Raw genomic sequence first — 26,142 nt, forward strand, 5'->3', positions numbered from 1 at the left:
ATGGCACCGCAGCAAAACACGCCCCTCATCGAGGCCCGGGGCCTCAACACCTTCTACGGCGCCAGCCACATCCTGCACGGGGTGGACTTCACCGTGGGGCAGGCCGAGACCATCGGCCTCATGGGCCGCAACGGCATGGGCAAGAGCACCTTGCTCAAGTCGCTCATGGGCTTGGTGAAGCCGCGCTCGGGCAGCGTGGCCGTGGCCGGGCGCGACACCACGGGCCGCCCGCCCTACGAGGTGGCGCGCCTGGGGATCGCCTACGTGCCCGAGGGGCGCGGCATTTTCGGCAACCTGAGCGTGGTCGAAAATTTGCAGATGGCCGCCCGCGCCGGCACGCGCGGTCAGCGCGACTGGACCTACGAGCGCGTGCTGGAGACCTTTCCGCGCCTCAAGGAGCGCCTGGGCCATGGCGGCCAGCAGCTCAGCGGCGGCGAGCAGCAGATGCTGACCATCGGCCGTGCGCTGATGACGAATCCCGACGTGCTCATCCTCGACGAGGCCACCGAGGGTCTGGCCCCGCTGATCGCGCGCGAGATCTGGCGCATCTGCAGCCTCATCAAGGCCAGCGGCATCAGCAGCGTGATCGTGGACAAGAACTGGAAGCACGTCACCCAGATCACCGACCGCAACGTCATCCTGGTCAAGGGCCAGGTGGTGTTCGAGGGCAGCTCAGAGACCCTGTGCTCCCAGCCGCAGTTGCTGGAGCAGCACCTGGGCGTTTGACACAACCGCCCTCTCCTGGTGCGCGGGACCTGTCCCGTCTTGCCTTAGCATCCGGCGGTCCACCCGCCCCGCCGAGCTGTCCATGTCCCCTGCCCTCGCCGTCTTCCTGTTGCTCCTTGCCGCCCTGGTGCTGACCAACGTCTGGGCCACGCGGCGCGTGCTGTGCAGCCACGAATTCGGCAACCGCAAGGCGCTGATGGTGATGGGCATCTGGATCCTGCCTTTCCTCGGTGCGTTCATGGCGCGCTACCAGTTTGCGCCGCCAGAGGATTCACGGCCTGCGGCATTGGCCCTGCCGGGCCAGGGCGGCGAACAGCCCCCGGCGCCGGAGGTGCTGCGCATGGCCGGCCTCGAACCCTTCACCGTGCGGGACCACCTGAGCGCCCCCGCCGGCCTGCCCCTGATGGACTGGCAGGCACTCGACCACTGGGCCGGACAAGCCCCCACCCCCGAAGCCACCACAGAAGCCATCGCCCTGGGCCGCCGCGCCTGGCTGCTGCACCTGCGCGACGCGATTGGCCCGCACATGCACCTGCACGAGAGCGCGGACGTGTACATCCTGTCCCCTCTGGAGCCGCCAGTGGCACAGGCCATGGCGGGCTATGTGGGCAAGACGCGCCAGCGCATCGCGCGTGTGCTCGATGGCGTGGCCCGCTTTCACCCGGGCGAGAAAAGCGTGCTGCTGGTGCTCGAGAGCGAAGAACTCTACTACCACTACGTGGGCCAGTTCTACCCCGATGGCGGGGAGTTCGCATTCAGCGGCGGCATGTTCATCCACAACGGCTGCCCGCACTTCGTGGTGGTGCAAGCCGACCTGTCCACCATCGAGCCCGTGATCGCGCACGAGCTCACGCACAGCGCCCTGTCGTACCTGCACCTGCCCACCTGGCTCGACGAAGGCCTGGCCGTGAACACCGAGCACCGCCTGACAGGCGCGCGCCACCCTGCGCAGACGCCGCAGGCCATGCACCAGCGCCACCTGGCGTTCTGGAATGCCGAGCGCGTGCAGGAGTTCTGGTCGGGCGACTCGTTCCACCGCACGGACGATGGCAACGCGCTGTCGTACGACCTCGCCCGCATCGCAGTGGAGCAGATGGCGCGCGACTGGCCCGCCTTCAGCCGCTTCGCGACCAGCGCCCGCCGCGGCGATGCGGGTGCCGAGGCTGCAGCCAGCATGCTGGGCATCGACCTGGGCAGTTACGTCGGTGCCTTGGTGCAGGCATCCGAGGACTGGGGACCCCGCCCCGCTACCTGGCCAACGCAGCCTGCACAACAGGCTGCACACCTACATTTTTGAGCGCCCGCCATCAGTAGAATGGCCCGCACCCCTTTCCAAGGATGTTCCCATAGTGTCTGACAGCCTCGCCGTTCTCCCCCAGTACCTGATGCCCAAGCAGGCCATGACCGCCCTGGCGGGAAAATTCGCCTCGGCCCGCCTGGGGGGACTGACCACCGCAGTCATCCGCGGCTTCGTGTCCCACTACCGGGTGAACATGGCCGAAGCCGCCGATCCGGACATTGCCAGCTACACCTCGTTCAACGACTTCTTCACGCGCGCGCTCAAGCCCGACGCCCGCCCGCTGGCCGATGCAGACCTGGTCTGCCCCGTGGACGGCGCCATCAGCCAGTTCGGCCCCATCCAGAAGGACCAGATCTTCCAGGCCAAGGGCCATTCGTACTCCACCACGGCACTGGTGGGCGGCGATTCGTCGCTGGCAGCGCGCTTCGACGATGGCTACTTCGCCACCCTGTACCTGAGCCCGCGCGACTACCACCGCATCCACATGCCCTGCGCCGGCCAGCTCACGCGCATGGTGCACGTGCCTGGCGACCTGTTCTCGGTGAACCCGACCACGGCACGCGGCGTGCCCGGCCTGTTCGCGCGCAACGAGCGCGTGGTGTGCTTCTTCGATTCGGCCCACGGGCCCTTCGTGCTGGTGCTGGTGGGTGCCACCATAGTCGGCAGCATGGCCACTGTCTGGCATGGCCAGGTGAACCCGCCGCGCACCGGCGTGCTGCGCCACTGGGACTACCCGGCCGGCCAGGTGTCGCTGCAAAAGGGCGAGGAGATGGGCCGTTTCCTGCTCGGCTCCACCGTGGTGATGCTGTTCCCCAAGGGGCCGCTCCAATTCAACCCCGAATGGGCGCCTGCGGGCCCTGTGCGCCTGGGCGAGACCATGGCGCAGTACCAGGCGGCTTGAGCCAGCCCTGCGCGGCCTGCCCGCGTCAGGCGCGGTCGGGAACCCGCGTGAGGTGGAAGGCCGTGGGTGCGACCTTGAGCGTATCGGGATGCACCGGGGATTCATGCCCCACCAGGTAGACCATCAGGGCATTGCGGCGCACGACCACATGGCTGACGGTCTCGCGGCTACCGCCCAGATGCACGAAGGCACCCGGCTTGAACAAGGGCATGTAGTAGTAGGCCGCAGTTTCCATGGGAAATGCGGCTCCTTCCGCAGTGGTGGCCAAGGGGCGCACCCCGCTGCCCCGCAGGGCGGCGTAGACCCATACTAGCACCGATACGGTTGTAGCGTGGCCTCCAAGGCCCCGCAGCCCGGCCCTTCAGGCCCGGGCCCGCGCCTGCGCAAACGCCAGCGCCGCCTCCAGCATGCGTTTCAGGTGCGGCTGCACACCAGCCGCCACCTCGGGCAGGTAGTCGAACGGCAGGGCCTCCTGCATGTAGCTGCACTGCGTCATCTCCAGTTGCACGGCATGCACGTTCTGCGCGGGCTGGCCATAGTGGCGCGTGATGTGCCCGCCCTTGAAGCGGCCGTTGAGCACGGCGGTATAGCCCGGCGCGGCCTGCGCAATGGCCAGCAGCTCCTGCGCCAGCGCCGGGTCGCAGCCCTCGCCGTTGGCCGTGCCCAGGTTCAGGTCGGGCAGCTTGCCTTCGAAGAAGCGCGGCAGCACCGAGCGGATCGAATGCGCGTCCCACAGCACGGCCACGCCGTGGGCGGCACGGATGCGGTCGAGCTCCGAGCGCAGCTGCGCATGGTACGGCGCCCAGATGGCATCGCGGCGCGCCGCCACCTCGGTGTCGTCGGGCACGTCGCCCCGGGTGTAGATGGGCGTGTCGTCGAAGGTGTCCACGGGGCACAGGCCGGTGACGCTCTGGCCGGGGTAGAGGCTGGCGCCATCGGGCGGGCGGTTCAGGTCCACCACGTAACGCGAATGCGTGGCCGCGAGGATGGATGCGCCCATGCCTTTCGCAAAATCGTACAGGCGCTCCAGGTGCCAGTCGGTGTCAGGCACCTGGCGGCACTCGTCGGTGAAGCGCGCAGCGATCGCTGGCGGCACATAGGTGCCAACGTGGGGCATGGAGACCAGCAGCGGCGCGGTGCCTTGGTGGAAGGTGAAGGCGGGTTGGGTGGTGATGCTCATGGCGGGGGTCTCGAAGGGGGCGCTTTTCAAAGTTCGTTCATTGTGGCGCGATCGTCGCCGCACGGGCCTGGGCAAAGGCGGCTGCCGCGCTGTCATGCAAGGCATGGCGGCCGGCAGCGACCCGCTGCACGCCGCCCACCCACAGACCGTGCAGCGCACTGGTGCGGTGGCTGCCGAACACATGGGCCGACAGCATGGCCTCGACCGGCAACCCGGCCAGCGCGACGTGCGACGGATCCAGCACCGCGAAATCGGCCTGCTGGCCCACGGCCAGCCCGGCCACCGCGCGGCCCGATGCCTGCGCCCCGCCCTGCACCGCACCCAGCCACATGGCCGTGGCGACCTGGGGCTGTGCGGGGCTGGCCAGCACGTTGCGCTGGCGCAGCGACAGGCGCTGGCTGTACTCCAGCATCAGCAATTCCTCGGCCGCGTTCACGCAGGCATGGCTGTCCGAGCCCACGCCCCAGGCCCCGCCGTGGCCCTGCCAGCGCGGCATGTCGAAGATGCCATCGCCCAGGTTGGCCTCGGTGGTGGGGCAGATGCCGGCCACGGCACCGCTGCGCGCGGCATCGGCATATTCCTGCGGCGTCATGTGCGTGGCATGCACCAGGCACCAGCGCGCGTCCACGGCCGTGTTGTCCAGCAGCCATTGCACGGGGCGCTGGCCGCTCCAGGCCAGGCAGTCTTCCACCTCCTGGGTCTGCTCGGCGATGTGGATGTGGATGGGCGCGTGCGCATCGATGGCGGTGAGGCCCTGCACGGCGGCTGCCAGGCTGTCGGGCGGCACGGCGCGCAGCGAATGCGGCGCCAGGCCCAGGCCCGCGCCCTGGGCCTTGGCCAGCGGAGACAGGCGCTCCAGCAGCGCGAGCATGCTGTCGGTGCTGCGGATGAAGCGCGCCTGGTCCGCACGCGGTGGTCTGGCGCCAAAACCGCTGGTCTGGTAGAGCACCGGCAGCAAGGTGATGCCGATCCCCGCATTGCGGGCCGCGCGCAGCAGCGCCAGCGACAGCGTGGCATCGTCGGCATAGGGGCGGCCATCCCGGTCGTGGTGCACGTAGTGGAACTCGCAGACCGAGGTGTAACCGGCTTCGAGCATCTCCACGTAGAGCCAGGTGGCGATGGCCTCCAGCGACTCGGGCGTGATCTGCGCCGCAAAGCGGTACATCAGGTTGCGCCAGCTCCAGAAGCTGTCCTGGCTTTCGCCGCGGTACTCAGTGAGCCCCGCGAAGGCGCGCTGGAAGGCGTGCGAATGCAGGTTGGGCATGCCCGGCACCACGGGGCCGGTGGCGCGCGGCGCGGCGCCGGCGGTACTGCCCGGCGCCACGGACTGCAGCCGGCCCGCAGTGTCCCACTGCAGCAGCACGTCGCGGGCCCAGCCATCGGACAGCAGTGCGTGTTCGGCAAACAGCATGGTGTTGGCGCTCATGCAGCCACCTCCAGGATGGTGGCGAGCGCGTCGGCGAAACGCGTGTTCTCCGCCTCCGTACCGATGGAGACGCGGATGAAGGTCTCGAAGCCCGGCTCCTTCCAGGGCTTGGTGATGAGGCCGCGGGCCAGCAGGGCCTCGTTCACCGGGCCATTGGGCCGGTCGATGTCCAGGAAGAGGAAGTTGGTGGCCGAAGGCGCAATGCGAACGCCCGCCAAGGCCTGCAGGCGCCCCAGCAACACGCCGCGCAGGCGCACGGTCTCGGTCACGCTCTGGCGCATGAAGGCCTCGTCGCCCCAGGCCGCCAGCGCCGCAGCCTGGGCCGCATGGTTCACGTTGAACGGGGTGCGCACACGGTCGAGCAATTGCACCAGGGCCACGTCGCTGGCCAGGCCGTAGCCGACACGCAGGCCGGCAAGGCCCCAGGCCTTGGAGAAGGTGCGCAGCACGATCCAGGGCCCGGCACGGCCCTGCAGCAGGGCCAGCACATCGGGGTAGCTCTGCGCATGGCAGGCGTACTCGTAGTAGGCCTCGTCCACCACCAGCAGGGTGTGCGCAGGCGTGGCTGCGAGCAGGCGCTCGAACTCCTGCGCGGTGAACATGCAGCCCACGGGGTTGGAGGGGTTGGCCAGCATGGCGATCTTGGGGCCGCGCGCCAGCGCCTCGCACCAGGCATCCACGTCGAAACCGAGTTCGGGCGTGAGCGCCAGCAGTTCGACCTGCGCGCCCATCATGCGCGGGTAGATCTCGTGCAGGCCGAAGGCCGGGCGCTGCGTGAGCACGCGATCGCCCTGCGACAGGAAGGCCTGGCACAGCATCTGCAGGATGTCTTCGGAGCCATTGCCCACGACGATGCCCTCGGGCGCTACGCCCGTGCGTGCAGCGATGGCGGCACGCAGCGCGGTGCAGTTTGCATCGGGGTAGGCGCCCACGCGCGCCGCCAGGTCCACCAGGGCGCGCGCCACGGCGGGGCTGGCGCCGTAGGGGTTCTCGTTGCTGGCCAGGCGGGCGATCTCGGTCACGCCATAGCGCTGGCGCACGGCCTCGGACGAGAGGCCCGCGTTGTAGGCGGGCAGAGGCGGCACCTCGGGGCGGGCCAGGGCAGCGATGGCGGAGACAACAGCAGCGTTCATAGGTCGAATACCTTGCCGGGGTTCATGAGATGGAGGGGGTCCAGTGCCTGCTTGATGGCGCGCATGGCGGCCAACTCGGCCGGGGTGCGGCTGGCGTGGAGGTAGGGCTTCTTGTGCAGGCCGATGCCGTGCTCGGCCGAGACGCTGCCGCCGAATGCCGCCACCTGGGCGTATACCAGCTCTTCGACAGCGCCCTCCTCCCCGTTCACGGTGGAGGCATCGGTGGACAGGTGCAGGTTGCCGTCGCCGATATGGCCGAAGAACACCGTGGCATGCCCGGGCCAGCGCGCGGACAGCGCGGCACGGCATTCTTCGGCAAACCGGCCGATGTCGGCCTGCGGCAGGCTCACGTCGAAGTTGATGGGTGGGTGCATGTGCGCGGGCAGCTCGGCCGTGGCCTCGCGGATCTTCCACAAGGCTTGCGCCTGGGCCTGCGACTGGGCGATGGCGGCATCGATGGCTTCACCGGCCTCCATGGCCTCGCCCAACACTTCTTCCAGCGCGTCACGCAGGCCGGCTTCGTCCTGGCCGCCGACGTCGATGAGCGCAGCAAACGGGTGCGGCGCCTCGAACGGCTCGCGCAGCGCCTGCCAGCGCAGCGAGGCCTCGACGAAATCGCGCCACATGAGCTCGAAGGCCGAGAGCGCACCCGGAAAGCGCCCCTGCAGCCGGGCCAGAAGCGCCAGCGCGGCGTCGAAATCGGGCAGCGCCACCAAGGCCGTGGCCCGGGCGCGCGGCAAGGGCCGCAGGCGCAGCAGCGCGCGCGTGACCACGCCCAGCGTGCCCTCGGCGCCAATGAACCACTGCTTGAGGTCGTAGCCCGTGTTGTTCTTGAGCATGGGCCGCAGCATGGGCAGCACCGAGCCATCGGCCAGCACCACCTCCAGGCCCAGCACCTGTTCGCGCACCATGCCGTACTGCAGCACGCCGTTGCCGCCGGCATTGGTGGAAACGGCCCCGCCCACCTGGGCCGAGCCGCGCGCACCGAAGTCCACGCCGAACTGCAGGCCCACAGAAAGCGCGGCCTCCTGCACCGCCTGCACGGTGGCACCGGCCTGCACGGTGAGCGTGGCAGAGCGTGCATCCACCGCCTCGATGGCGTTCATGCGCTCCAGCGACAGCGCCACGCCGCCCGCGCAGGGCACGGCGGCACCGGCCAGACCGGTGAGGCCGCCCTGGGGCACCACGGGCACGCGGTGGGCATGGCACAGGCGCAGCAGGACCGAGACTTCCTCGGTGCTGCGTGGGCGTACCAGCGCCAGCGGTGACACGGGGGCCGTGCCGCTCCAGTCGGTGTGGTGGCGCGGGGGCACGGCATCGCCCACCTGCACGCAGTCGGCGCCGAGCGCCTCGACCAGCGCCACCAGGAACTCGCTGTGGGGGGCCATGGGATCAGGCCCCTTTCACGATACGCCCCTGGCGCACGATGGTGCGCGCGGGCTTGTGGCCGAACCAGTAGGCCAGCTCCGCTGCATCGGCAAACGGCCAGAGCACGAAGTTGGCCGGGCGGCCCGATGCGATGAGGCCGTGTGTGTCCTGCAGGCCCAGCGCGCGCGCGGCGTGCGTGGTGATGCCGGCCAGTGCCTCGGGCACCGTCAGGCGAAACAGCGTGCAGGCCATGTTGGCCATGAGCAGCAGGCTCAACGCGGGCGAGGTGCCGGGGTTGTGGTCGGTGGACACGGCCATGGGCACGCCGGCCTCGCGCAGCGCGGCGATGGGCGGCAGGTGCGTGTCGCGCAGCGTGTAGTAGGCGCCAGGCAACAGCACGGCCACGGTGCCAGCGGCCTTCATGGCGTCAATGCCTGCCTGCGAGAGATGCTCGATGTGGTCGCACGAGAGCGCGCCATAGCGCGCGGCCAGTGCGGCGCCGCCCATGTCCGAGAGCTGCTCGGCATGCAGCTTGACGGGGATGCCCAGTTGCTTGGCGGCGGCAAACACCTGCTCGGTCTCGGCCAGCGTGAAGGCGATGCGTTCGCAGAACACGTCCACCGCATCCACCAGGCCCTCGGCGGCCAGCGCGGGCAGCATCTCCTTGCACACCAGGTCGGTGTAGTCCTGGCTGCGGCCCGCGTATTCGGGCGGCAGCGCATGCGCGCCCAGGAAGGTGGTGCGCACGGTCACGCCCAGCGCCTCGCCCAGGCGGCGCGCCACGCGCAGTTGCTTGCGCTCGTGCTCCAGTGCAAGGCCGTAGCCCGACTTGATCTCGATGGCGCAGACACCCTCGTCCAGCAGCGCCTGCAGGCGCGGCAAGGCCAGGGCGAAAAGTTCATCCTCGCTGGCCTCGCGGGTGGCGCGCACCGACGAGACGATGCCGCCGCCGGCCCGGGCCACCTCTTCGTAGGTGGCGCCCGCCAGGCGCATGGCGAATTCGTTGGCACGCTGACCGCCATAGACCAGGTGGGTATGGCAGTCCACCAGGCCGGGGGTGGCCAGGGCGCCCCGCGCATCGAAGCGCGGCAGGGCATTCCAAGCCGCGGGCCAGGCATCCTCGGGCCCCACCCATTGCACGCTGCCGCCCTGCACCACCACGCAGGTGGCGGCACCCTGGGGCACAGGCACATCGGGTACGCACAGGTCGGGGGCCGGGCGCATGCCGATCCAGATGCCATCGGCCGAAGGATGGCTTTGAGGGGTGGGGATGGTGGTGGGTGTCATGGGCAAAAGTCAGTCGGAGGGTTCCATATCCAGGTCGATCCAGGCCAATGCGGGATCGGCATCCAAAGGCTCCAGCGCATTTTCTGCGGTGCCATCGCTCCACCACAGCCCCTGGCCGGGCTCCAGCACCTCTTCACCGCAGCGCCAGCGCCCGCGCAGCACCATGCACAGGCCGGCGCGTGCGCGCCCGGCCACGCGCGCATGGCCAGTCACCTGCAGACCGCCGTGCCAGCGGCCCCGGCGCACCATGAGGTTGAAGTCGGTCGATGGGCCGCCCAGCATGGCGCAGTCCACGGCGACGTCGCCCTTGAAGGCCAGCGGCTGCCAGGGCTGGTCGAGGTCGTGGTCGAGCTGCCCGTCGTCCGAGCGCAGATGCACCCCGTCGCCATCGAGCAGCATGATCTGCCGGTCCACCCCCGGGAAGGCCGAGAACGGGCCCGCCTGGGCAATCGTGGCCACGCTCACGCGCCACTCGAAGCCATCCATGCCGGCGCCCTGTGGCCAGCAGGCCAGCTCGCGGGTGCTGCCGCCACCGTTCTTCCAGGGCACGCTGGGGGTACAGGCCAGGTCGAAGAACTGGACCATGTTCAGGCCTCCTGCCCAGGGATGGGGAACAGCAAGGCCATGGGGAGTGAGGCGGTCATCGGAAAAATCTCTTGTCGTCGTTGTCAGTCAATGCAGAACCAGTTGGCGCGAGATGCGCGCCGCAGCCACCACGGCCATGCGGATCAGGGCTTCCTCCTGCCCGCTGGCACGCACGATGGGGGCCATCAGCGTGATGGCCCCCACGGACTGGCGCGAGGCACCGAACAGCGGCACGCTGCAGCCCCAGACGCCGGGGTCCACCTCGCCGGCGGTCATGGCAAAGCCAGCCTTGCGGATGGCATCGCTCTCGCGCTGCGCGGCATCGCGCTCGGGCGTGCCTGCGCACCATTGGCTGTCGAGCACGGCAGCGCGCACCGCCTCGGGCAGGTGGGCCAACACGCACTTGGCCGAGGCCCCTGCGCGCAGGGGCACGCTACGCCCCTTCTCGAAAGAGCAGCGCAGCGAATGCTGGCTCTCCACCATGTCCAGGCAGATGGCCTGGTCGTTCACGGCGACGATCAGGCCCACGCTCTCCTGCGATTGCTGGGCCAGGTCCACCATGTCGGGCCGCGCCTGGCGCACCAGGTGTGAGGCCAGGTCGAAGCCCAGCGCGAGCTGCAGGCTCAGCGGTCCGGGCGCGTAGAAGCCGTCGCTTTCGAGCACGAAGCCCCAGCGCTTGAGCCGCGCGAGCTGGCGGTACAGCGTGCTGCGCGCCAGGCCCGTGCGCTCCATGAGCTCGGCCGCAGGCATGGACTTGCCCTGCTGGGCCAGCACGGCCAGCACCTGCAGCACCCGGTCGGCCGTGGGCACGACGGTCAGCGGTGGCGCATCCTTGGGCATGTCTCGGTGCCTCGGGTAGGGACGCTGTCTTGTCTGCGCTCAGCGCACCATGGGCAGCTTCAGGCCCTGCTTCTTGGCAGTGGCCACGGCCAGGTCGTAGCCGGCATCGGCATGGCGCATCACGCCGCTGCCGCTGTCGTTGACCAGCACGCGCGCCAGGCGCTCGGCCGCGGCATCGGTGCCGTCGGCGACGATGACCATGCCCGAGTGCTGCGAGTAGCCCATGCCCACGCCACCGCCGTGGTGCAGGCTGACCCAGGTGGCGCCGCCCGCGGTGTTGAGCAGCGCGTTGAGCAGCGGCCAGTCGCTCACGGCGTCGGTGCCGTCCTTCATGCTCTCGGTCTCGCGGTTGGGGCTGGCCACCGAGCCGGTATCGAGGTGGTCGCGGCCGATCACGATGGGGGCCTTGAGCTCGCCGTTCTTCACCATCTCGTTGAAGGCCAGGCCGGCGATATGGCGCTCGCCCAGGCCCAGCCAGCAGATGCGCGCCGGCAGGCCCTGGAAGCTGATGCGCTCGCGCGCCATGTCCAGCCAGCGGTGGGTGTGGGTGTTGTTCGGGAACAGCTCCTTGATCTTGGCGTCGGTCTTGTAGATGTCCTCGGGGTCACCCGAGAGTGCGACCCAGCGGAACGGACCCTTGCCTTCGCAGAACAGGGGGCGGATGTAGGCCGGCACGAAGCCCGGGAAGTCGAAGGCGTTCTTCACGCCTTGGTCGAACGCCACCTGGCGGATGTTGTTGCCGTAGTCCACCGTGGGCACGCCCATGGACTGGAAGTCGAGCATGGCCTGCACGTGCACGGCGCAGCTCTGGGCGGCAGCGGCCGTGAGGGCCGCGTGGCGCGCAGGGTCCTTCATGGCGGCCTGCCACTCGGGCACGGTCCAGCCGCTGGGCAGGTAGCCGTTGACAAGGTCGTGGGCCGATGTCTGGTCGGTCACCAGGTCGGGCTTGATGCCGCCGGCCTGGGCGCGGCGCACCAGCTCGGGCAGCACGTCGGCGGCGTTGCCCAGCAGCGCGATGGAGACGGCCTCCTTGCGCTCCGTGTGGTGCTTGATCAGGGCGATGGCGTCGTCGATGTCCTTGGCCTGCTTGTCCACGTAGCGGGTGCGCAGGCGAAAGTCGATGCTGCTTTGCTGGCACTCGATGTTGAGCGACACGGCGCCGGCCAGCGTGGCGGCCAGCGGCTGTGCGCCACCCATGCCGCCCAGACCGGCCGTGAGGATCCACTTGCCCGCCAGGCTGTTGTCGTAGTGCTGGCGGCCGGCCTCGACGAAGGTCTCGAACGTGCCCTGCACGATGCCCTGGCTGCCGATGTAGATCCAGCTGCCGGCGGTCATCTGGCCGTACATGAACAGGCCCTTCTGGTCGAGTTCGCTGAAATGCTCCCAGGTGGCCCACTTGGGCACCAGGTTGGAGTTGGCCAGCAGCACGCGCGGTGCGTTGGCATGCGTCTTGAACACGCCCACGGGCTTGCCCGACTGCACGAGCAGGGTTTCGTCATCGTTCAGGTCCTTGAGCGAGGCCAGTATCTGGTCGAAGCACTCCCAGTTGCGCGCCGCACGGCCGATGCCGCCGTAGACCACCAGGTCCTGCGGGCGCTCGGCCACCTCGGGGTCGAGGTTGTTCTGGATCATGCGGTAGGCCGCCTCGATGAGCCAGTTCTTGCAGGTGAGTTCGGTGCCGCGCGGCGCGCGGATCACGCGCGTGGGATCGTGGCGGGGGTCGGCGGAGGTGGCGGACAGGATGGCGTCGTTGGCGTTCATGGTGATCTCCTGGTCAACGTTGGTGCGAAGAAAACGGGTGCATGGACAAGCTCAGGCGTGGCTGGGCAGGCATTGGGTCAGGGGCGCAGGCCAGGCGGATTCGAGCGCCCACAGGCGCATGGCCTCGATGTCGGGCGCCAGGTAGCGGTCCTGCTCCAGGAAGGCCACGCGCTGGCGGATGGCGGCGAGTTGCGCTTCGATCAGCGCGGAGCTCTTGAGCCAGGGGGTTGCAGCGGCGCCCGGTGCCGGCAAGCGCTCGAAGTCGATGCCCTGCGCGGCGGCCATGGCCTCGATGCCGACGATGACGGCGGTGTTGCGCACCATGTCGCCCAGGCGGCGTGCGCCGTAGGTGGCCATGGAGACATGGTCTTCCTGGTTGGCCGAAGTGGGCAGGCTGGTCACGCTGCTCGGGTGGGCCAGGCACTGGTTCTCGGCCGCGAGGGCGGCTGCGGTGACCTGGGCGATCATGAAGCCCGAGTTCACGCCGCTGTCGCGGATCAAAAAGGCCGGCAGGCCGGACAGGCCGGTGTCCAGCAGCAGCGCCATGCGGCGCTCGGAGATGGCGCCGATCTCGGACACGGCCAGCGCGATGATGTCGGCCGCGAAGGCCACGGGTTCGGCGTGGAAGTTGCCGCCGGAGATCACCTCGCCCGTGTCGGTGAACACCAGCGGGTTGTCGGACGCGGCATTGGCCTCGATGCGCAGCACGCGCGCAGCGTGGGTGAGGTTATCGAGGCACGCGCCCATCACCTGGGGCACGCAGCGGATGGAATATGGGTCCTGCACCCGGCCGCAGTTGGGGTGCGAGGGGTCGATCTCGCTGCCGTCGAGCAGCCCGCGCACGGCGGCCGCCACGGCGATCTGCCCGGCCTGGCCGCGGGCCTCGTGGATGCGCGCGTCGAAGGGCTTGACCGAGCCCTTGATGGCTTCGAGCGACAGCGCGCCCGACACCAGGCCGCCGGCCAAAACACTCTCGGCCCCGAACAGGCCGGCCAGCGCCAGCGCCGTGGACACCTGCGTGCCGTTGAGCAGCGCCAGGCCTTCCTTGGGGCCGAGCACGAAGGGATCGAGGCCCACCGCGGCCATGGCTTCGCGGCCGGAGACCACCTGGCCATTGACCTTGGCCTGGCCTTCGCCGATGAGCACGCAGGCCATGTGGGCCAGCGGCGCGAGGTCGCCCGAAGCGCCGACCGAGCCCTTGGCCGGGATCACGGGCAGCACGTCGGCATTGGCCAGCGCCAGCAAGGCATCGACCAGGGCCGGGCGCACGCCCGAGTGGCCACGGGCCAGGCTCACGGCCTTGGTGGCCAGCACCATGCGCACCACCGGGTCGGGCAGCGACTCGCCCGTGCCCACGCTGTGCGACAGCACCAGATTGCGCTGCAGCTCGGCCAGGCGGTCATGGGCGATCTTGGTGCTGGCGAGCTTGCCGAAACCGGTGTTGATGCCGTAGACCACCTGGTCTTCGTCCACGATGCGCTGCACGGTAGCTTCGGAGGCCTGCATGCCGGCCAGGGCCGCAGGGTCGAGCGCCAGGCGCACGCCACCGGCGCTCAGGCGGCGCAGCTCGGCCAGGCTCACCTGCCCGGGGCGCAGCAGCAGGGTGCTTGGGGATACAGAGGTTGCAGTGGTCATGGGTTAGTCCTGTATATACAAGTTGGCACAAGCGGAAAAAACGGGATGCCTGCCATCGGCAGGCGTCCTGGATACCTATTCAAAAACCGGGTTGCCGTCCGCCCGGAAGCGGCTCCCCAGCCGGTAGCGCGATGACGGGTGCAGGCAGCGCACCATGGTCACGGGCACACCCCGGCTCCAGGTGCGCCGCGTGAGCAGCAGGCACGGCTGGGCCGGGTCCATCTCCAGCAGCAGCGCCTGGTCGGCCGTGGGCAGCACGGCATCGACCACATGCTCGACCTGGTCGAAGGGCACGTTGCGCACGAGAAATTCGGAGGGCTGCAGCAGCGTGAAATCCTGCTGCGCGAACTGCGGCACGACGCGCGGGTTCACGTAGCGGTCTTCGAGCTGCACGGGCAACCCGTCCTCCAGGTGTACGCACACGGCGTGGAACACCGACTCGCCGGTGCGCATGTCCAGCGCCGCCGCCACTTCCATGGTGGCCGAGACGCGCTCCACGGTCAGCACCTTGCAGCGGTAGTCGTGCCCGCGCTGGCGGATCTCGCTGGCCAGGTTGGCGATCTGCAGCAAGGTGGACTGGGGCTTGTCCTCGGCCACGAAGCTGCCCACGCCGGCCACGCGCACGATGCGGCCTTGCTCGGCCAGCTCGCGCAGGGCGCGGTTCACGGTCATGCGCGACATGCCGAACTGGGTCACCAGGTCGTTCTCGGACGGCAGGCGGTCGCCGGCCTTCCAGGAGCCGTCCTGGATCTTGCGCGCGATGTGGTCCTTGATCTGCTGGTACAGGGCCAGCGCGGACGCCTCGGGCTGCACCGCAGGTTGCGGCGATGCCTTGGGGCGCGGTGCGCGGGCGGCGGAAGCGGTTGGCATGGTGGTGGTCAGCCCTGGCAGCTCAGTGCACGTCCGCCGCCATGGATTCGGCGCGGATCTCTTCGGTCAAGCGCGCCTTGAGGTCCATGAACTCGGGCGAGGTCTTGATCGTGTAGTGCCGCGGATGCGGCAGGTCCACGGCCAGCTCGGTCTTGATGCGGCCGGGCCGGGCGCTGAACACCGCCACGCGGTTGGCCATGAAGATGGCTTCGTCGATGTCGTGGGTCACGAACATCACGGTCTTGCGCTCGGCCTCCCAGATGCCCAGCAGCAGCTCCTGCATGAGCACGCGGGTCTGGTTGTCCAGGGCGCCGAAGGGCTCGTCCATCAGCAAGATCTTGGGGTCGTTGGCCAGCGCGCGGGCAATCGCCGTGCGCTGCTGCATGCCGCCCGACAGCTGCTTGGGGAAATGCTGCTCAAAGCCGCGCAGTCCCACCTTGGCGATGAAGTAGTCGGCACGCTCCTTTTGCTGCGCCTCGGGCATGCCGCGCTCGCGCAGGCCAAAGCGGATGTTCTGCTCGATGGTGAGCCAGGGGAACAGCGTGTAGCTCTGGAACACCATGCCGCGGTCGGCGCCCGGGCCTTCCACGGGGCGGCCACCGAGCAGCACGCGGCCCGAGGTGGGGTGGTCGAGCCCGGCCACGATGCGCAGCATGGTCGACTTGCCGCAGCCCGAAGGGCCGAGGATGGTCACGAAATCGTTTTCCTGCACGTCGAAATCGACGGGCAGCAGGGCCTGGGTGGCCTGCCCCTTGGGGCTGACGAAGGTGCGCGAGACACCTTGGATGGACAGCAGCGGGCTCATCGCAGGGCACTCCAGGCAAACAGACGGCGGTTGACGAATTTGAAGAAGGTATCCGACACCAGCCCGATGAGGCCGATGACGATGATGCCGAAGATGATCTGGCCGGTATTGAGCAGCGCCTGGCTGTCGGTGATCATGTGGCCGATGCCCGAGGACGAGCCGATCAGCTCGGCCACGATCACATAGGTCCAGGCCCAGCCCAGCACCAGGCGCAGGGTTTCGGCGATGTCGGGTGCGGCGCCCGGGATCAGCACGCGGCGCACGATGCCCGTGGGGCTGGAGCCCAGCGTGTAGGCCGCCTCCACCAGGTCCTTGCGGGCGTTGCCGACGATCACGGCCACCATCAGGATGATCTGGAACACCGAGCCGATGAAGATCACCAGCAGCTTTTGCATTTCGCCCAGGCCGGCCCACAGGATCAGGAGCGGAATGAAGGCCGATGCCGGCAGGTAGCGGCAGAACGACACGAAGGGCTCCAGGAAGGCCTCCACCCCCTTGTGCGCGCCCATCGCGATGCCCAGCGGCACGGCCACGATGGCCGCCAGGATGAAGCCGCCGAGCACGCGCCACACGGTCATGCCGATGTCGTGCAGGAAGCCGAACTCGGTGAACAGCAGCCAGCCCTCCTTGGCCATGGTGACGGGGCTGGCCAGGAACGTGGGCGACACGAAGCCCCCCAGCGTGAACACGGACCAGACGGCGAAGAACAGTATGAAAAACGCCACTCCCAGGACCAGCCGCGTGCGGGTGCTCACAGGTTCTAGCGGGGCCAGGGCCCGGCGGCGAGGCCGCTCTGGCTCCAGCGAAGGTGCAACACCCATCACGCGACTCATGGTTCGATCCTTTGGTGGTTGCTTACTTGATGAAGCTGTCGTCGAACATCGCGGGGAAGTTCTCGGGCGCCTTGCGGATCACGCCGGCTTCCAGCAGGATCGCGCCGGCATCCTTCATGAAGGAGGTCAGCTCACCCGCGAAGAACTTCTGGTTCGCGGCCTTGTCCTGCCAGCGCAGGAAGGCCGAGGACTTGGCGAAGGCCTCGCCCGTCTGCTTGACGGCGGCGCCCATGATCTCGTTGGACTTGGTCGGGTCGGCCTTGATCATCTCCAGCGCGTCGAAGTACGAATTGGCCAGTGCCTGGGCGGCCTTGGGGTTGGCCTTGAGCCAGACGGGGTCGCAGCCCACGGTGTCCATCACCATCGGGTACTCGATGGTGGTGGCCAGGATCTTGCCGGCGGCGGGGTTGGCACGCACGGTGGACAGGTAGGGCTCGTAGGTCATGGCGGCGTCGTTCTGTCCCGACACGAAGGCCTGGGCGGCCGGCTGGGGCTCCAGCGAGACGATCTTCACGTCCTTGAGGCTCATGCCGTTCTTGGACAGCATCCAGGCCAGGCCGAAGTACGGTGCCGTGCCCGGCGCGCTCACGCCGATGGTCTTGCCCTTGAGGTCGGCAAAACCCTTGACGTCGTTGCGCACGGCCAGGCCGTCGGCACCGTAGGACTTGTCGAGCTGGAAGATCTGCACGATGGGCACGCCGTTCGTGTTCCACGCGACATGGGTCTCCACCGTGGTGGCGGCGCACTGGATGGCCTTGGAGGCCAGGGCCAGGTGGCGGTCCTTCTGGGGGATCATCTTCAGTTCCACGTCCAGGCCGTTCTTCTTGAAGATGCCGGCCTTGTCCGCCAGGGTCAGCGGGGCGAAGCCCGTCCAGCCGGACATGCCCAGAACCACCTTGGTCTCCTGGGCCTGGGCCGGTGCGGCCAGCCCCACCACACACGCAACCGCCGCTGCCAGCGACGCCATCTTCACAACCATTCGGCTCATCATCAGCTCCTGTAGGGGAAAAAAGTACTTTTATGCATCCGGAGGAAAGCAGGCCTTGCTTCCTGGGTCCGATGATGGAGGTTCTATCGTACCTGTCTATACAGGGTAAACGCTAGGAAACCCGGCCCTCGGCCCCAAGAAACCGCCCCGCTTCCCGTCTCTTGGGACCGCCTTTCGGGCCATCCCATGGTCGGGCCCGCTCGGGGCGCTGGCCGGTGCTTTACCGGCACAGCGATTTAGCAAATTGTGGGCCAGTGCCAGACGCCCGGGATGCACCAGAAACGTGCAATCACCCACGATCAGCCCAGCAGCGTGCGCGCAATGATGTTGCGCTGCACTTCGGAGGAGCCCTCGTAGATGCGCAGGATGCGGGCATCGCGGACATAGCGCTCCAGCGGCATTTCGCGCGTGTAGCCATAGCCGCCGTGGATCTGCAGCGCCGCATCGGCCACGAACCCGACCATCTCGGAGGCATGCAGCTTGGCCATGGCCGATTGCAGCGTGAAGGGCTGGCCGGCCTGGCGCAAGGCGAGCGCCTGCAGGGTCAACGCCCAGGAGGCCTCCAGGCGCAGCTTCATGTCGGCCAGCATCCACTGCAGGCCCTGCTTGCCGGCAAGGGGTTCGCCGCCGACCAGGCGCTCCTTCATCCAGCGCATGGCGTCGGCCAACGCCGCCTCGGCAATGCCCAGGGCCGTGGCCGCCACATCCAGGCGGCTGTTGTCCAGCACCTTCATCGCCGTCTTGAAGCCCGAGCCCTCGGCGCCCAGGCGGTGGCCGGCCGGCACGTGCACGCCCTCGAACGCGACCTCGAAGGCATGGGCGCCCTGGATGCCCATGAGCTTCTCGGGCGAAGAGACTGTGATGCCAGGGGTATTGGTTTGCACCACGAAGGCGCTGACGCCGCGCGCCCCGGCATCGGGGTCGGTCTTGGCGAAGATCACGAGGAACTGTGCCTCGCGGGCGTTGGAGATGAAGTGCTTGACGCCGTCGATGCGGTAGTGGTCGCCCTCGCGCACGGCCCGGGTGCGCAGGTCGGCGGGGTGGGAGCCGCCGCGCGGCTCGGTGAGCGCAAAGCCGGCCAGCCACTCACCGCTGGCTGCGCGCGGCAGAAAGCGTTGGTGCTGCTCGGCGCTGCCGCCTATAAGCACCGCATCGGTGCCCAGGTAGTGCGCGCCGATCATCGACGAAGTGGCCGCGCAGGCGCGCGCGATCTCCACCAGCGAGAGCAGCATGGCCGTGGGCGTGACGCCCGCACCGCCCAGGTGCTCGGGCAGGTTCATGCCCATCACGCCCAGGGCGGCGAGCTGCGGCACATGGCAGGTGACGGACAAGGCCCGCTCGTCGATCTCGCGGGCACGGGGCGCCAGCACATCGGTGGCAAAACGGGCCACGGCGTCGGCAACGCCCTGGTCATCGGGGGTCACGCCCAGGCGGTTCATCGTGGTCATAAAAAGCTCCTTGCGGTGTTAATGGGAGGTGGCGGCAGCCTGCGCTGGGCCGAACAGCCCGACCTCGCGCAGCGCCGCGAGCCGCTCGCCGCTGCAGTGCAGCAGCGCGGCCATGAGTTCGTCGGTGTGCTCACCCAGCGCCGGTGCAGGCTCGGCGCGGTTGGGCGCGGCGCCACCGAACTTGACCGGCTGCGTGGGCACGCGCAGGCCGGGCAAACGCGGGTCGTGTACCTCGCGCAACAGGCCGCGCGCCCTGCCCTGTTCGGATTCGAGCGCCTGGGCCGTGGTCCACAGCGGGCCCCCGGGCACGCCGGCCGCCGCCAGTGCGGCCACCACCTCGGACACCAGCAGTTGACCGGCCCAGGCCTCGATGGCGGCAGCGAGCACCGGCTCGTTGGCATGGCGCAGCTCGTCGCTGGCAAAGCGTGCCTCAGTGGCAAAGCCGGGTTCGCCGATGAGGACCGCGAGCGATGCGAACAGCTTGTGGTTGAGCACGGCCAGCGCGAAATGCCCGTCCCTGGCCCGGTACACGCCGAAGGGGGCCGAGAACGCATGCCGGTTGCCGCTGCGCTGCGGGCTCTGGCCGGTGAACAGGTAGCGCCCCACGCCCGTGACGAGAAAGCTCAAGGTGGCATCGAACATGGCCACGTCCACATGCTGGCCCTCGCCCGTGCGCCGCTGCTGCAGCAGCGCGGCCAGCGTGGCCCAGGAGGCGAACAGGCCGGCGATCACGTCGGACACGGCCTCGCCGACCATGGTGGGCGCGCCGTCGGGGACGCCCGTGGATTCCATCAGGCCGCTCATGGCCTGCACGATGATGTCGTAGGCCGGCAGGTGCGCCAGCGGCCCGGTCTGGCCGAAGCCCGAAACACTCACGTAGACCAGCTTCGGATTCACGCCGCGCAAGGCCACAGGGCCGACGCCCAGGCGCTCGGCCACGCCGGGGCGGAAGTTCTCGACCACCACGTCGGCCGTGGCGGCCAGGGCGGCGACGGTTTGCGCCGCATCGGGGTGCTTGAGGTCGAGCACCAGGCTCTTCTTGTTGCGGTTGAGCGCCGTGAACAGGCTGCTCATGCCTTCGCGCATGGGGCCGATGTGGCGGTAGTCGTCGCCCGTGGGCGGCTCGACCTTGATGACCTCGGCCCCCAGGTCGGCCAGCAGGGCCGTGGACAGCGGGCCCGCGAGCACGCGGCTGAAGTCGAGGATGCGCACGCCATCGAGCGGGCGGGTGGTTGCGGTCATGGCAGGGATCTCCGTGGGGCTGATCGGGAGTTCGCATGGTTGCCCATTCCTGTATCAAAATAAAATATTCAATCTTGATGCAATGGATCAACTATCTTGATCAATATCAGCCTGCGCCAACTCGAGTTTTTCGTGGCTGCGGCCCAGCACGGTGGCGCGGCGCGGGCCGCGCATGCGCTCTGCGTCTCGCAGCCTTCCATCTCCAAGGCGATCGCCGACCTAGAGGCGCTGTGGAACGAAGTGCTGTTCGTGCGCCGCCATGCGCGCGGCCTGGAGCTCACGGCGGCCGGCCGGCTGCGCCAGCGCGAGGCGCAGGTGCTGCTGGACAAGGCGCGCGCGCTCGAAGGGCCGCGGCGCGAAGAAGAGGCTGGCCTGCTGCGCGTGGGTTGCCTGTCCACGCTGGCGCCGCGCTACCTGCCCGAGATCCTGGTGCGCATGCGCACCAAGCACCCACAGGTGGAAATCGAGGTGCATGAGGCGGACACCGAGACCCTGGTGCAGATGCTGGAACGCGGCGCGCTCGACACCGCCCTGCTCTACGACCTGGGCCTGGCGCGCGCCGTGCGGCTGGAGGCGGTCACCTCCTTCGTGCCCTATGCGCTGCTGCCGGCCGGCCATGCGCTGGCGGCACGCAGCAGCCTCTCGCTGTCCACGCTGGCGCAGGAGCCCTTCATCCTGATCAACTTGCCGCACAGCCGCGAGTACTTCCTCTCGCTGTTCCGCCAGGCGGGCGTCACGCCGCGCATCGCGCACCAGACGCCTTCCATCGAGATGCTGCGCTCGCTCGTGGCCAATGGGCTCGGGGTGTCGCTGCTCACCACGCGGCCAGTGCGCGACTGGAGCTACGACGGCAAGCGCCTGGCCTGCAGGCGCCTGCGCGGGCCGCTCGCGGCGCAGTCCGTGGTGCTGGCCACCCCGGGGCAGCAGGGCCCCGAGAACCCGCGCTCGGCACTGTTCGCACGCATTGCCAAGGCAGCTTTCGCGCAGCAACGCGACGAGATGACTGCGCCGGGAGCGGCTTCGCGTTAGCTCAGCCCTTGGTGGGCGCCACCTGCGCCGGTTCGGCCGGCAGCGTGATGCGCACCGACAGGCCCGGCGAAGCATTGCGCAGCTCGAACTGCCCGCCATGCGCCTGTGCCACCAGCCGGCACAGGTACAGCCCCAGGCCCACGCCACCCGTGGCGCGCTGGCGCGCGACGTCGGGCCGGTAGAAGGCCTGGGCCATGCGCGCCAGGTGCTCGGGTGGCACGCCAGGGCCGTGGTCGCGCACCTCCAGCTCCACGCCTGTGGGGGTGCTGCGCAGATGCAGCTCGGGCGGCGATGCCGTGGGCTCGCAGTGGCGCAGGCTGTTGTCCAGCAGGTTGCGCAGCACCAGGCGCAGGCGCCCGCGGTCCAGCGCCAGCACGGGCAAGGCCGGGTCGGCGATGACCACAATGTCGTCGGCGCAGTCGTGCCGCACCTCCAGCTCGGCGATCACCTCGCGCGCCAGCTCGGGCAGGTTGGTCGGCTCGCGGTGCAGCGCGGCATGCCGGCCCGCCAGGCGCTCGCTCTCCAGCAGGTCGGAGATCAGGTGCGCCATCTCGCCCAGGTCGCGCATCAGCGCCTCGCGCTGGGGCCCCACGTCGGGGCCCTCGGGCAGCAGCTCGGTGTTCAGGCGCGCGCGGGTCAGCGGGCTGCGCAGCTCGTGGCTCATGGCCAGCAGCAGGGCGCGCTTGGCCTCCAGCATCTGGTGGATGTCCTCGCCCATGGTGTTGATGGTGGCCGCCAACTGGCCCAGTTCGTCGGGCCGGTGGGCGTGGCGCACGGGAATCGGCTCGCCGAAGTCGCCTTCGCCAAAGCGCCGCGCGCCGCGGCGGATGTCGTCGAGCGGGCGCAGCAGGTGGCGCACGTAGACATACGACAGGCCGGTGAGCAGCAGCAGCACCGACAGCGTGACCCAGGCCACGCGCGGCTTTTGCTCCCAGGTCATGGCATTCAGGCCGAATTCGATGAAATGCCCATCTGCCGTGGTGCGCTGCAGCAGGCGATGGCCCTCGTCGCCGTCGTCCAGCCAGCGCTCCTTGGGATTGCGCGGGCGGTGGTCGCGCATCCAGTCCGGGCGCTGGATATCGGGGTGCGAGACCCAGTTGACCACGGGACCCTCTATGCGCAGGTGGATCGGCAGGCGCTGCACGATGGCCTGCGCACGCTCCACGCTGGGCGGGCTGCCGATCTCGCCGGTGAGGCGGTCCACGTAGTCCATGAGCAACGGCCGCGCGGCCTCGCGCCAGCCCACCGACAAGGCCTTCTGCACGCCCCCCACGAAGGTGATGGTGGTCATGCAGGCCAGCACCAGGAACAGCAGCACCAGGCGGATGCGCAGCGAATGCCCGACGGCATCGCGCGCGCGCCGGTGCCACGGGCAGGGCTGGCCATCCTCGCCCACGCCATGGCGATGGCGGTGGCGCCACCAGCCCCGCCGCGCCGCTGGCGGTCCATCCCCAGGCAACTCTGCCGTTGCCTGCCGGCCCCAGCGCCTCATGGCGGTGCCTTCCGCAGGGCCAGCGAATAGCCGGCATTGCGCAGCGTCTTGATGCAGTCCAGCGGCTCGAGCTTCTTGCGCAGGCGGCTGACCACGATGTCCACCGCACGGGTGTAGAGCTCAGCCTCGTGCCCGCGCAGCTGGTTCAGGATGTCGTCGCGGCTGAACACGCGGCCCGGTTCGCGCGCCAGCAGGTGCAGCAGGTCGAACTCGGTACCGGTCAGCTCCACCGGCTCGCCCTGGCGCAGCACGCTGCGGCGGGCGGCATCGATGTGCAGGCCCTCGAATTCCAGCGGCCCCTGTCCGTGCCCATTGCCCGGCCCGTCGCTGCGCCGCCGGCGCAGCACCGTCTGCAAGCGCGCGACCAATTCGCGCGGTTCGAACGGCTTGGGCAGGTAATCGTCGGCCCCCAGTTCCAGCCCCACCACCCGGTCCATCACGTCACCGCGCGCGGTGAGCATGACGATGGGCAGATCCCCCTGCTTGCGGATGGTGCGGCACAGCTCGAAACCATCCATCTCGGGCAGCATCACGTCGAGGATGGCGGCATCAAAGCCGCCCGCCGCGAGCTGCGCCAGCCCCTCGCTGGGCCTGAGCGCATGCGTGAGCTCCAGCTCGAAGCGCTGGAAATAGGTCGCCAGCGGAGGGCCGAGCTGTGCGTCGTCATCAATGAGCAGGATCCGGTGCATGGCCGATTCTAAGAAGGTCAGCTGTCCAGCGCGCCACCCAGCGCGCGGTGGCGCACGATGAGCTGGCGCAGGCGGTGCTTGGCACCGGTGTGCAAGGCGTCGAAGCGGTCGGCCGCGTCCAGCAGCGCAGGCAGCGTGAGGGCGGCATGCTCGGGCTGCCGCGCCAGCAGACCCATGGCGTGCTCGCGGTCGAAGCGGGGGCCCCAGACCAGCGACATCAGCTCGTCATGGGGGTCCGGCAGGCCCGCCAGCAGGTGGGGGCCGTGCATGCGCACACGCTGGGTGAGCGTGTGGATGGGTTCCAGCGTGGGTGACATGCGTGGCTCCTTCCTGCGCTCAGCCGCGGGACATCCAGCCGCCGCCACCATGGCGGCCGCGCTTGTCCATCAGCTCGCGCACCTTCTGCTGCTGCTCGGGGTTCAGGCTGTCGTAGAAGTTGGCCATGGCGGTGATCACCTCGGGGCTGGCGGTCTGCACGGCACGGGTCTTTTCTTCCATCAGGGCCTGGGCGCGCGCACGGTCGAAGGTGGCGCCGGCGACGATGGCCTGCACCTCGGCGCGCGGGTCGGGCGTCTTGCCCTTGAACGCGGCGCGCTGGGCCTGCAGGGTGTCGGCCAGGGCGTTGAGCTTGACCTTCTGCGCATCATTGAGGTCCAGCTTGCTGCTCACGCGGTTGACGACCTTGCCGCGGATTTCGGCGATCTTCTCGGGGCCCATCTCGCCATGGCGGTGGCCGCCTGCGCACGCGGTCAGCCCGCCCAGGACGATGGTGGCGCCGAACACGCCGGCCAGGGTTTTCTTGATCCAGGGTTTCATGGTGCAGTCCTTTCATGGACGGTGTTGAACATGGGTCCTATGGTGCGCCTGGGCGGTTTTTGGGGGGTCTCGTGGCAGTTTCGGTTTATTTCAGAATGTATCTACGGGGGCCTCTCCACCTGTGCTTTTCGTGCTTGCTGCGTGCCTTTGCCAAGGGCGGGAGCCGGGGTGTGCGCCCGGCGGCGCACCTACCTTCTTTTGCTTCGCCAAAAGAACGTAGGCCAAGAAAAGGCGACCCCGCTGCCCGTGTGCCCCTCGCACTACGTACGAGGGGGCAGCCTGCGATGCTCGAAGCTGGGGTGCGCCTCGCAACTCGCTGCGTTCTTCGAACTCCGCTCAGACATCTGCGGCGAGTCAGATGACGAAGCGCGTGTGTCCTTCGGCACACGCGCCACCCCAGCTTCTGCGCTTCTCGGCACGGTCAGAAGGGGGTGGATACCAACACGGGCCATTGCTTCGCTCGGCCTGTGGTCCTTCGCTGCGCTCGGCTCGCCAGGGCGATCGCGCCCACACCGTCGGCAGCGCGCAGCGCGAACCGACACCCGGCGCAGCTGCGCAGCAGCAGCCGTGTGGTGCCCGCTCCCCACCCCTGCTGGCTGCGCCGAGAAGCGCAGGGGCTGGGGTGGGTGCGTGTGCCGAAGGACACACGCACTTCGTCCTCTGGCTTGCCGATGCTGTCTGAGCGGAGTTCGAAGAACGCAGCGAGTTCATCGGCACCACCCCAGATCCGAGCATCGCAGGTTGCCCCCATCGCCCGACAGGCGATGGGGGACGCAGACTGGGGGTCGCCTTTTCTTGGCCCACCTTCTTTTGGCGACGCAAAAGAAGGTGGGTGCGCCGCCGGGCGCACATCCCGGCTCCCGCCCCTTGAGCACTACTGACGCCCCTACAGCCACAAACGGCAGTGAAACCCTGTCGCGCTACGATCCACCCCCAGGCCCACCGCGCTTCACCCCGAATGACCCCACCTCCAACACCATCCACCCCACCCCGCTACGAAGCCGTAGACGCCCTGCGCGCAGCAGCCATGGTCTGGATGGCCGCCTTCCACTTCTGCTTCGACTTGGCCCATTTCGGCCTGTGGCCGCAGGACTTCCGCACCGACCCGGTGTGGACCACACAGCGCACCCTGATCCTGAGCCTGTTCCTCTTCTGCGCCGGCCTGGGCCAGGCCATCGCGCTGCACCAAGGCCAGAGCACGGAACGCTTCGCGCGCCGCTGGCTGCAGATTGCCGGCTGCGCCCTGCTGGTGAGCCTGGGCTCGTTCTTCATGTTCCCGCGCAGCTTCATCTACTTCGGCGTGCTGCACGGCATGGCGGTGATGCTGCTGATCGCGCGCTTCACCGCCGGGTGGGGCGCATGGCTGTGGCTGTGCGGCCTGGTGGCACTGGCCCTGCCCCTAGCGGCCAGCCACCTGCTGGCGGGGGCCTGGAGCGAGCTCGCGCCGGCCTTCAACGCCCGCACGCTCAACTGGCTGGGGCTGGTGGGGCGCAAGCCCTTCACCGAGGACTACGTGCCCATCTTCCCCTGGCTGGGCGTGCTCTGGTGGGGGCTGGCCGCCGGACAGTGGGCCCTGCGCCGCCCCGGCGGACTGCTGCAGGTGCGACTACCGGCCGCGCTTTCACCTCTGGCCGTGCTGGGCCGTTGGTCGCTGAGCTTCTACATGGTGCACCAGCCGGTGCTCATTTCCATCGTGATGGGTTTGGCCTGGATCCACAAGCCCTGATCCCGGCAGGCCCCATGAAAAAACGCGGCCGAGGCCGCGTTTTTGCTGGAAGGCAGCGCACA

25 protein-coding genes are annotated in these 26,142 nt (G+C 69.1%); 5 read left to right on the top strand and 20 right to left on the bottom strand.

From position 1 onward, the window contains the following. The 3 genes from AC0IZS_RS30215 (at nt 1) to asd (ending at nt 2,927) form a co-directional block, all read left to right on the top strand. Nucleotides 1–726, top strand: a complete 726-nt coding sequence (locus AC0IZS_RS30215; protein ID WP_057203809.1) for an ABC transporter ATP-binding protein — start codon at nt 1–3, stop codon at nt 724–726. Between the two features lie 82 nt (nt 727–808). Beyond that, nucleotides 809–2,023, top strand: coding sequence for a hypothetical protein (locus AC0IZS_RS30220; RefSeq protein WP_471639043.1), 1,215 nt, complete (start codon nt 809–811; stop codon nt 2,021–2,023). 52 nt (nt 2,024–2,075) lie between these two features. Further along, complete coding sequence (gene asd, locus AC0IZS_RS30225; RefSeq protein ID WP_471639044.1) at nt 2,076–2,927, top strand: archaetidylserine decarboxylase; 852 nt, start codon at nt 2,076–2,078, stop codon at nt 2,925–2,927. 25 nt (nt 2,928–2,952) lie between these two features. On the opposite strand, the gene AC0IZS_RS30230 is transcribed toward asd, so the two are convergent. The 16 genes from AC0IZS_RS30230 to AC0IZS_RS30305 form a co-directional block, all read right to left on the bottom strand. Then, nucleotides 2,953–3,162, bottom strand: a complete 210-nt coding sequence (locus AC0IZS_RS30230) for a hypothetical protein (RefSeq protein WP_471639045.1) — start codon at nt 3,160–3,162, stop codon at nt 2,953–2,955. 126 nt (nt 3,163–3,288) lie between these two features. Then, nucleotides 3,289–4,107, bottom strand: a complete 819-nt coding sequence (gene hutG, locus AC0IZS_RS30235) for an N-formylglutamate deformylase (protein WP_471639046.1) — start codon at nt 4,105–4,107, stop codon at nt 3,289–3,291. Between the two features lie 37 nt (nt 4,108–4,144). Further along, entirely contained in the window at nt 4,145–5,533 is a 1,389-nt protein-coding gene (locus AC0IZS_RS30240) for a formimidoylglutamate deiminase (RefSeq protein ID WP_471639047.1), read from the bottom strand. Further along, entirely contained in the window at nt 5,530–6,666 is a 1,137-nt protein-coding gene (locus AC0IZS_RS30245) for a histidinol-phosphate transaminase (RefSeq protein ID WP_471639048.1), read from the bottom strand. The genes AC0IZS_RS30240 and AC0IZS_RS30245 overlap by 4 nt, the downstream gene beginning before the upstream one ends. Next, nucleotides 6,663–8,054, bottom strand: coding sequence for an FAD-binding oxidoreductase (locus AC0IZS_RS30250; RefSeq protein ID WP_471639049.1), 1,392 nt, complete (start codon nt 8,052–8,054; stop codon nt 6,663–6,665). The genes AC0IZS_RS30245 and AC0IZS_RS30250 overlap by 4 nt, the downstream gene beginning before the upstream one ends. A gap of 4 nt (nt 8,055–8,058) precedes the next feature. After that, nucleotides 8,059–9,321, bottom strand: coding sequence for an imidazolonepropionase (gene hutI / locus AC0IZS_RS30255; protein ID WP_471639050.1), 1,263 nt, complete (start codon nt 9,319–9,321; stop codon nt 8,059–8,061). Between the two features lie 9 nt (nt 9,322–9,330). Then, a complete protein-coding gene (locus tag AC0IZS_RS30260) occupies nt 9,331–9,906 on the bottom strand; it encodes a HutD/Ves family protein (protein WP_471639051.1) in 576 nt (191 codons plus the stop codon). A gap of 87 nt (nt 9,907–9,993) precedes the next feature. Further along, nucleotides 9,994–10,746 carry an IclR family transcriptional regulator gene (locus tag AC0IZS_RS30265; RefSeq protein ID WP_471639052.1) on the bottom strand — a complete coding sequence of 251 codons (753 nt, stop codon included), beginning with the start codon at nt 10,744–10,746 and terminating at the stop codon, nt 9,994–9,996. A gap of 39 nt (nt 10,747–10,785) precedes the next feature. Then, entirely contained in the window at nt 10,786–12,507 is a 1,722-nt protein-coding gene (gene hutU / locus AC0IZS_RS30270) for a urocanate hydratase (protein WP_471639053.1), read from the bottom strand. A gap of 51 nt (nt 12,508–12,558) precedes the next feature. Further along, a complete protein-coding gene (gene hutH, locus AC0IZS_RS30275) occupies nt 12,559–14,142 on the bottom strand; it encodes a histidine ammonia-lyase (RefSeq protein ID WP_471639054.1) in 1,584 nt (527 codons plus the stop codon). Between the two features lie 75 nt (nt 14,143–14,217). Continuing rightward, nucleotides 14,218–15,012: a histidine utilization repressor gene (hutC, locus tag AC0IZS_RS30280; protein WP_471639055.1), complete on the bottom strand. Its 795-nt coding sequence runs from the start codon at nt 15,010–15,012 to the stop codon at nt 14,218–14,220. Nucleotides 15,013–15,034: 22 nt separating this feature from the next. After that, complete coding sequence (locus AC0IZS_RS30285) at nt 15,035–15,817, bottom strand: ABC transporter ATP-binding protein (protein WP_471639056.1); 783 nt, start codon at nt 15,815–15,817, stop codon at nt 15,035–15,037. Then, nucleotides 15,814–16,650 (bottom strand): ABC transporter permease, encoded by an 837-nt coding sequence (locus tag AC0IZS_RS30290; RefSeq protein ID WP_471639057.1) that lies wholly within the window; start codon nt 16,648–16,650, stop codon nt 15,814–15,816. The genes AC0IZS_RS30285 and AC0IZS_RS30290 overlap by 4 nt, the downstream gene beginning before the upstream one ends. 22 nt (nt 16,651–16,672) lie before the next feature. Further along, the gene (locus AC0IZS_RS30295; RefSeq protein WP_471639058.1) at nt 16,673–17,638 is read right to left on the bottom strand and encodes an ABC transporter substrate-binding protein; all 966 of its coding nucleotides are present in this window, start codon (nt 17,636–17,638) and stop codon (nt 16,673–16,675) included. A 299-nt stretch (nt 17,639–17,937) separates the two neighbouring features. Then, nucleotides 17,938–19,086 carry an acyl-CoA dehydrogenase family protein gene (locus AC0IZS_RS30300; RefSeq protein WP_471639059.1) on the bottom strand — a complete coding sequence of 383 codons (1,149 nt, stop codon included), beginning with the start codon at nt 19,084–19,086 and terminating at the stop codon, nt 17,938–17,940. 18 nt (nt 19,087–19,104) lie between these two features. Then, nucleotides 19,105–20,328, bottom strand: coding sequence for a CaiB/BaiF CoA transferase family protein (locus AC0IZS_RS30305; RefSeq protein ID WP_471639060.1), 1,224 nt, complete (start codon nt 20,326–20,328; stop codon nt 19,105–19,107). A 96-nt stretch (nt 20,329–20,424) separates the two neighbouring features. Here AC0IZS_RS30305 and AC0IZS_RS30310 point away from each other — a divergent pair, with 96 nt between their 5' ends. Next, entirely contained in the window at nt 20,425–21,357 is a 933-nt protein-coding gene (locus tag AC0IZS_RS30310; RefSeq protein ID WP_471639061.1) for a LysR substrate-binding domain-containing protein, read from the top strand. A 1-nt stretch (nt 21,358) separates the two neighbouring features. On the opposite strand, the gene AC0IZS_RS30315 is transcribed toward AC0IZS_RS30310, so the two are convergent. From AC0IZS_RS30315 to AC0IZS_RS30330, 4 genes are read right to left on the bottom strand one after another with little or no spacing between them, the layout of a single operon-like run. Further along, a complete protein-coding gene (locus tag AC0IZS_RS30315; RefSeq protein WP_471639062.1) occupies nt 21,359–22,849 on the bottom strand; it encodes a HAMP domain-containing sensor histidine kinase in 1,491 nt (496 codons plus the stop codon). After that, nucleotides 22,846–23,538, bottom strand: coding sequence for a response regulator transcription factor (locus tag AC0IZS_RS30320; protein WP_471639063.1), 693 nt, complete (start codon nt 23,536–23,538; stop codon nt 22,846–22,848). Before AC0IZS_RS30320 ends, AC0IZS_RS30315 begins: the two co-directional genes overlap by 4 nt. A gap of 17 nt (nt 23,539–23,555) precedes the next feature. Further along, nucleotides 23,556–23,855, bottom strand: a complete 300-nt coding sequence (locus tag AC0IZS_RS30325; RefSeq protein ID WP_471639064.1) for a hypothetical protein — start codon at nt 23,853–23,855, stop codon at nt 23,556–23,558. A 19-nt stretch (nt 23,856–23,874) separates the two neighbouring features. Next, entirely contained in the window at nt 23,875–24,354 is a 480-nt protein-coding gene (locus tag AC0IZS_RS30330; RefSeq protein ID WP_471639065.1) for a Spy/CpxP family protein refolding chaperone, read from the bottom strand. A 958-nt stretch (nt 24,355–25,312) separates the two neighbouring features. Here AC0IZS_RS30330 and AC0IZS_RS30335 point away from each other — a divergent pair. Then, complete coding sequence (locus tag AC0IZS_RS30335; protein WP_471639066.1) at nt 25,313–26,080, top strand: heparan-alpha-glucosaminide N-acetyltransferase; 768 nt, start codon at nt 25,313–25,315, stop codon at nt 26,078–26,080. Nucleotides 26,081–26,142 lie beyond the last annotated feature (62 nt).

It is taken from the genome of Acidovorax sp. AC410 (assembly GCF_979253235.1).

Coding starts and splice junctions, on each gene's coding strand:
- AC0IZS_RS30215 (WP_057203809.1), top strand. CDS start 1: ATGGCACCGCAGCAAAACACGCCCCTCATCGAGGCCCGGGGCCTCAAC.
- AC0IZS_RS30220 (WP_471639043.1), top strand. CDS start 809: ATGTCCCCTGCCCTCGCCGTCTTCCTGTTGCTCCTTGCCGCCCTGGTG.
- AC0IZS_RS30230 (WP_471639045.1), bottom strand. CDS start 3,162: ATGGAAACTGCGGCCTACTACTACATGCCCTTGTTCAAGCCGGGTGCC.
- hutG (WP_471639046.1), bottom strand. CDS start 4,107: ATGAGCATCACCACCCAACCCGCCTTCACCTTCCACCAAGGCACCGCG.
- AC0IZS_RS30240 (WP_471639047.1), bottom strand. CDS start 5,533: ATGAGCGCCAACACCATGCTGTTTGCCGAACACGCACTGCTGTCCGAT.
- AC0IZS_RS30245 (WP_471639048.1), bottom strand. CDS start 6,666: ATGAACGCTGCTGTTGTCTCCGCCATCGCTGCCCTGGCCCGCCCCGAG.
- AC0IZS_RS30250 (WP_471639049.1), bottom strand. CDS start 8,054: ATGGCCCCCCACAGCGAGTTCCTGGTGGCGCTGGTCGAGGCGCTCGGC.
- hutI (WP_471639050.1), bottom strand. CDS start 9,321: ATGACACCCACCACCATCCCCACCCCTCAAAGCCATCCTTCGGCCGAT.
- AC0IZS_RS30260 (WP_471639051.1), bottom strand. CDS start 9,906: ATGGTCCAGTTCTTCGACCTGGCCTGTACCCCCAGCGTGCCCTGGAAG.
- AC0IZS_RS30265 (WP_471639052.1), bottom strand. CDS start 10,746: ATGCCCAAGGATGCGCCACCGCTGACCGTCGTGCCCACGGCCGACCGG.
- hutU (WP_471639053.1), bottom strand. CDS start 12,507: ATGAACGCCAACGACGCCATCCTGTCCGCCACCTCCGCCGACCCCCGC.
- hutH (WP_471639054.1), bottom strand. CDS start 14,142: ATGACCACTGCAACCTCTGTATCCCCAAGCACCCTGCTGCTGCGCCCC.
- hutC (WP_471639055.1), bottom strand. CDS start 15,012: ATGCCAACCGCTTCCGCCGCCCGCGCACCGCGCCCCAAGGCATCGCCG.
- AC0IZS_RS30285 (WP_471639056.1), bottom strand. CDS start 15,817: ATGAGCCCGCTGCTGTCCATCCAAGGTGTCTCGCGCACCTTCGTCAGC.
- AC0IZS_RS30290 (WP_471639057.1), bottom strand. CDS start 16,650: ATGAGTCGCGTGATGGGTGTTGCACCTTCGCTGGAGCCAGAGCGGCCT.
- AC0IZS_RS30295 (WP_471639058.1), bottom strand. CDS start 17,638: ATGAGCCGAATGGTTGTGAAGATGGCGTCGCTGGCAGCGGCGGTTGCG.
- AC0IZS_RS30300 (WP_471639059.1), bottom strand. CDS start 19,086: ATGACCACGATGAACCGCCTGGGCGTGACCCCCGATGACCAGGGCGTT.
- AC0IZS_RS30305 (WP_471639060.1), bottom strand. CDS start 20,328: ATGACCGCAACCACCCGCCCGCTCGATGGCGTGCGCATCCTCGACTTC.
- AC0IZS_RS30315 (WP_471639062.1), bottom strand. CDS start 22,849: ATGAGGCGCTGGGGCCGGCAGGCAACGGCAGAGTTGCCTGGGGATGGA.
- AC0IZS_RS30320 (WP_471639063.1), bottom strand. CDS start 23,538: ATGCACCGGATCCTGCTCATTGATGACGACGCACAGCTCGGCCCTCCG.
- AC0IZS_RS30325 (WP_471639064.1), bottom strand. CDS start 23,855: ATGTCACCCACGCTGGAACCCATCCACACGCTCACCCAGCGTGTGCGC.
- AC0IZS_RS30330 (WP_471639065.1), bottom strand. CDS start 24,354: ATGAAACCCTGGATCAAGAAAACCCTGGCCGGCGTGTTCGGCGCCACC.
- AC0IZS_RS30335 (WP_471639066.1), top strand. CDS start 25,313: ATGACCCCACCTCCAACACCATCCACCCCACCCCGCTACGAAGCCGTA.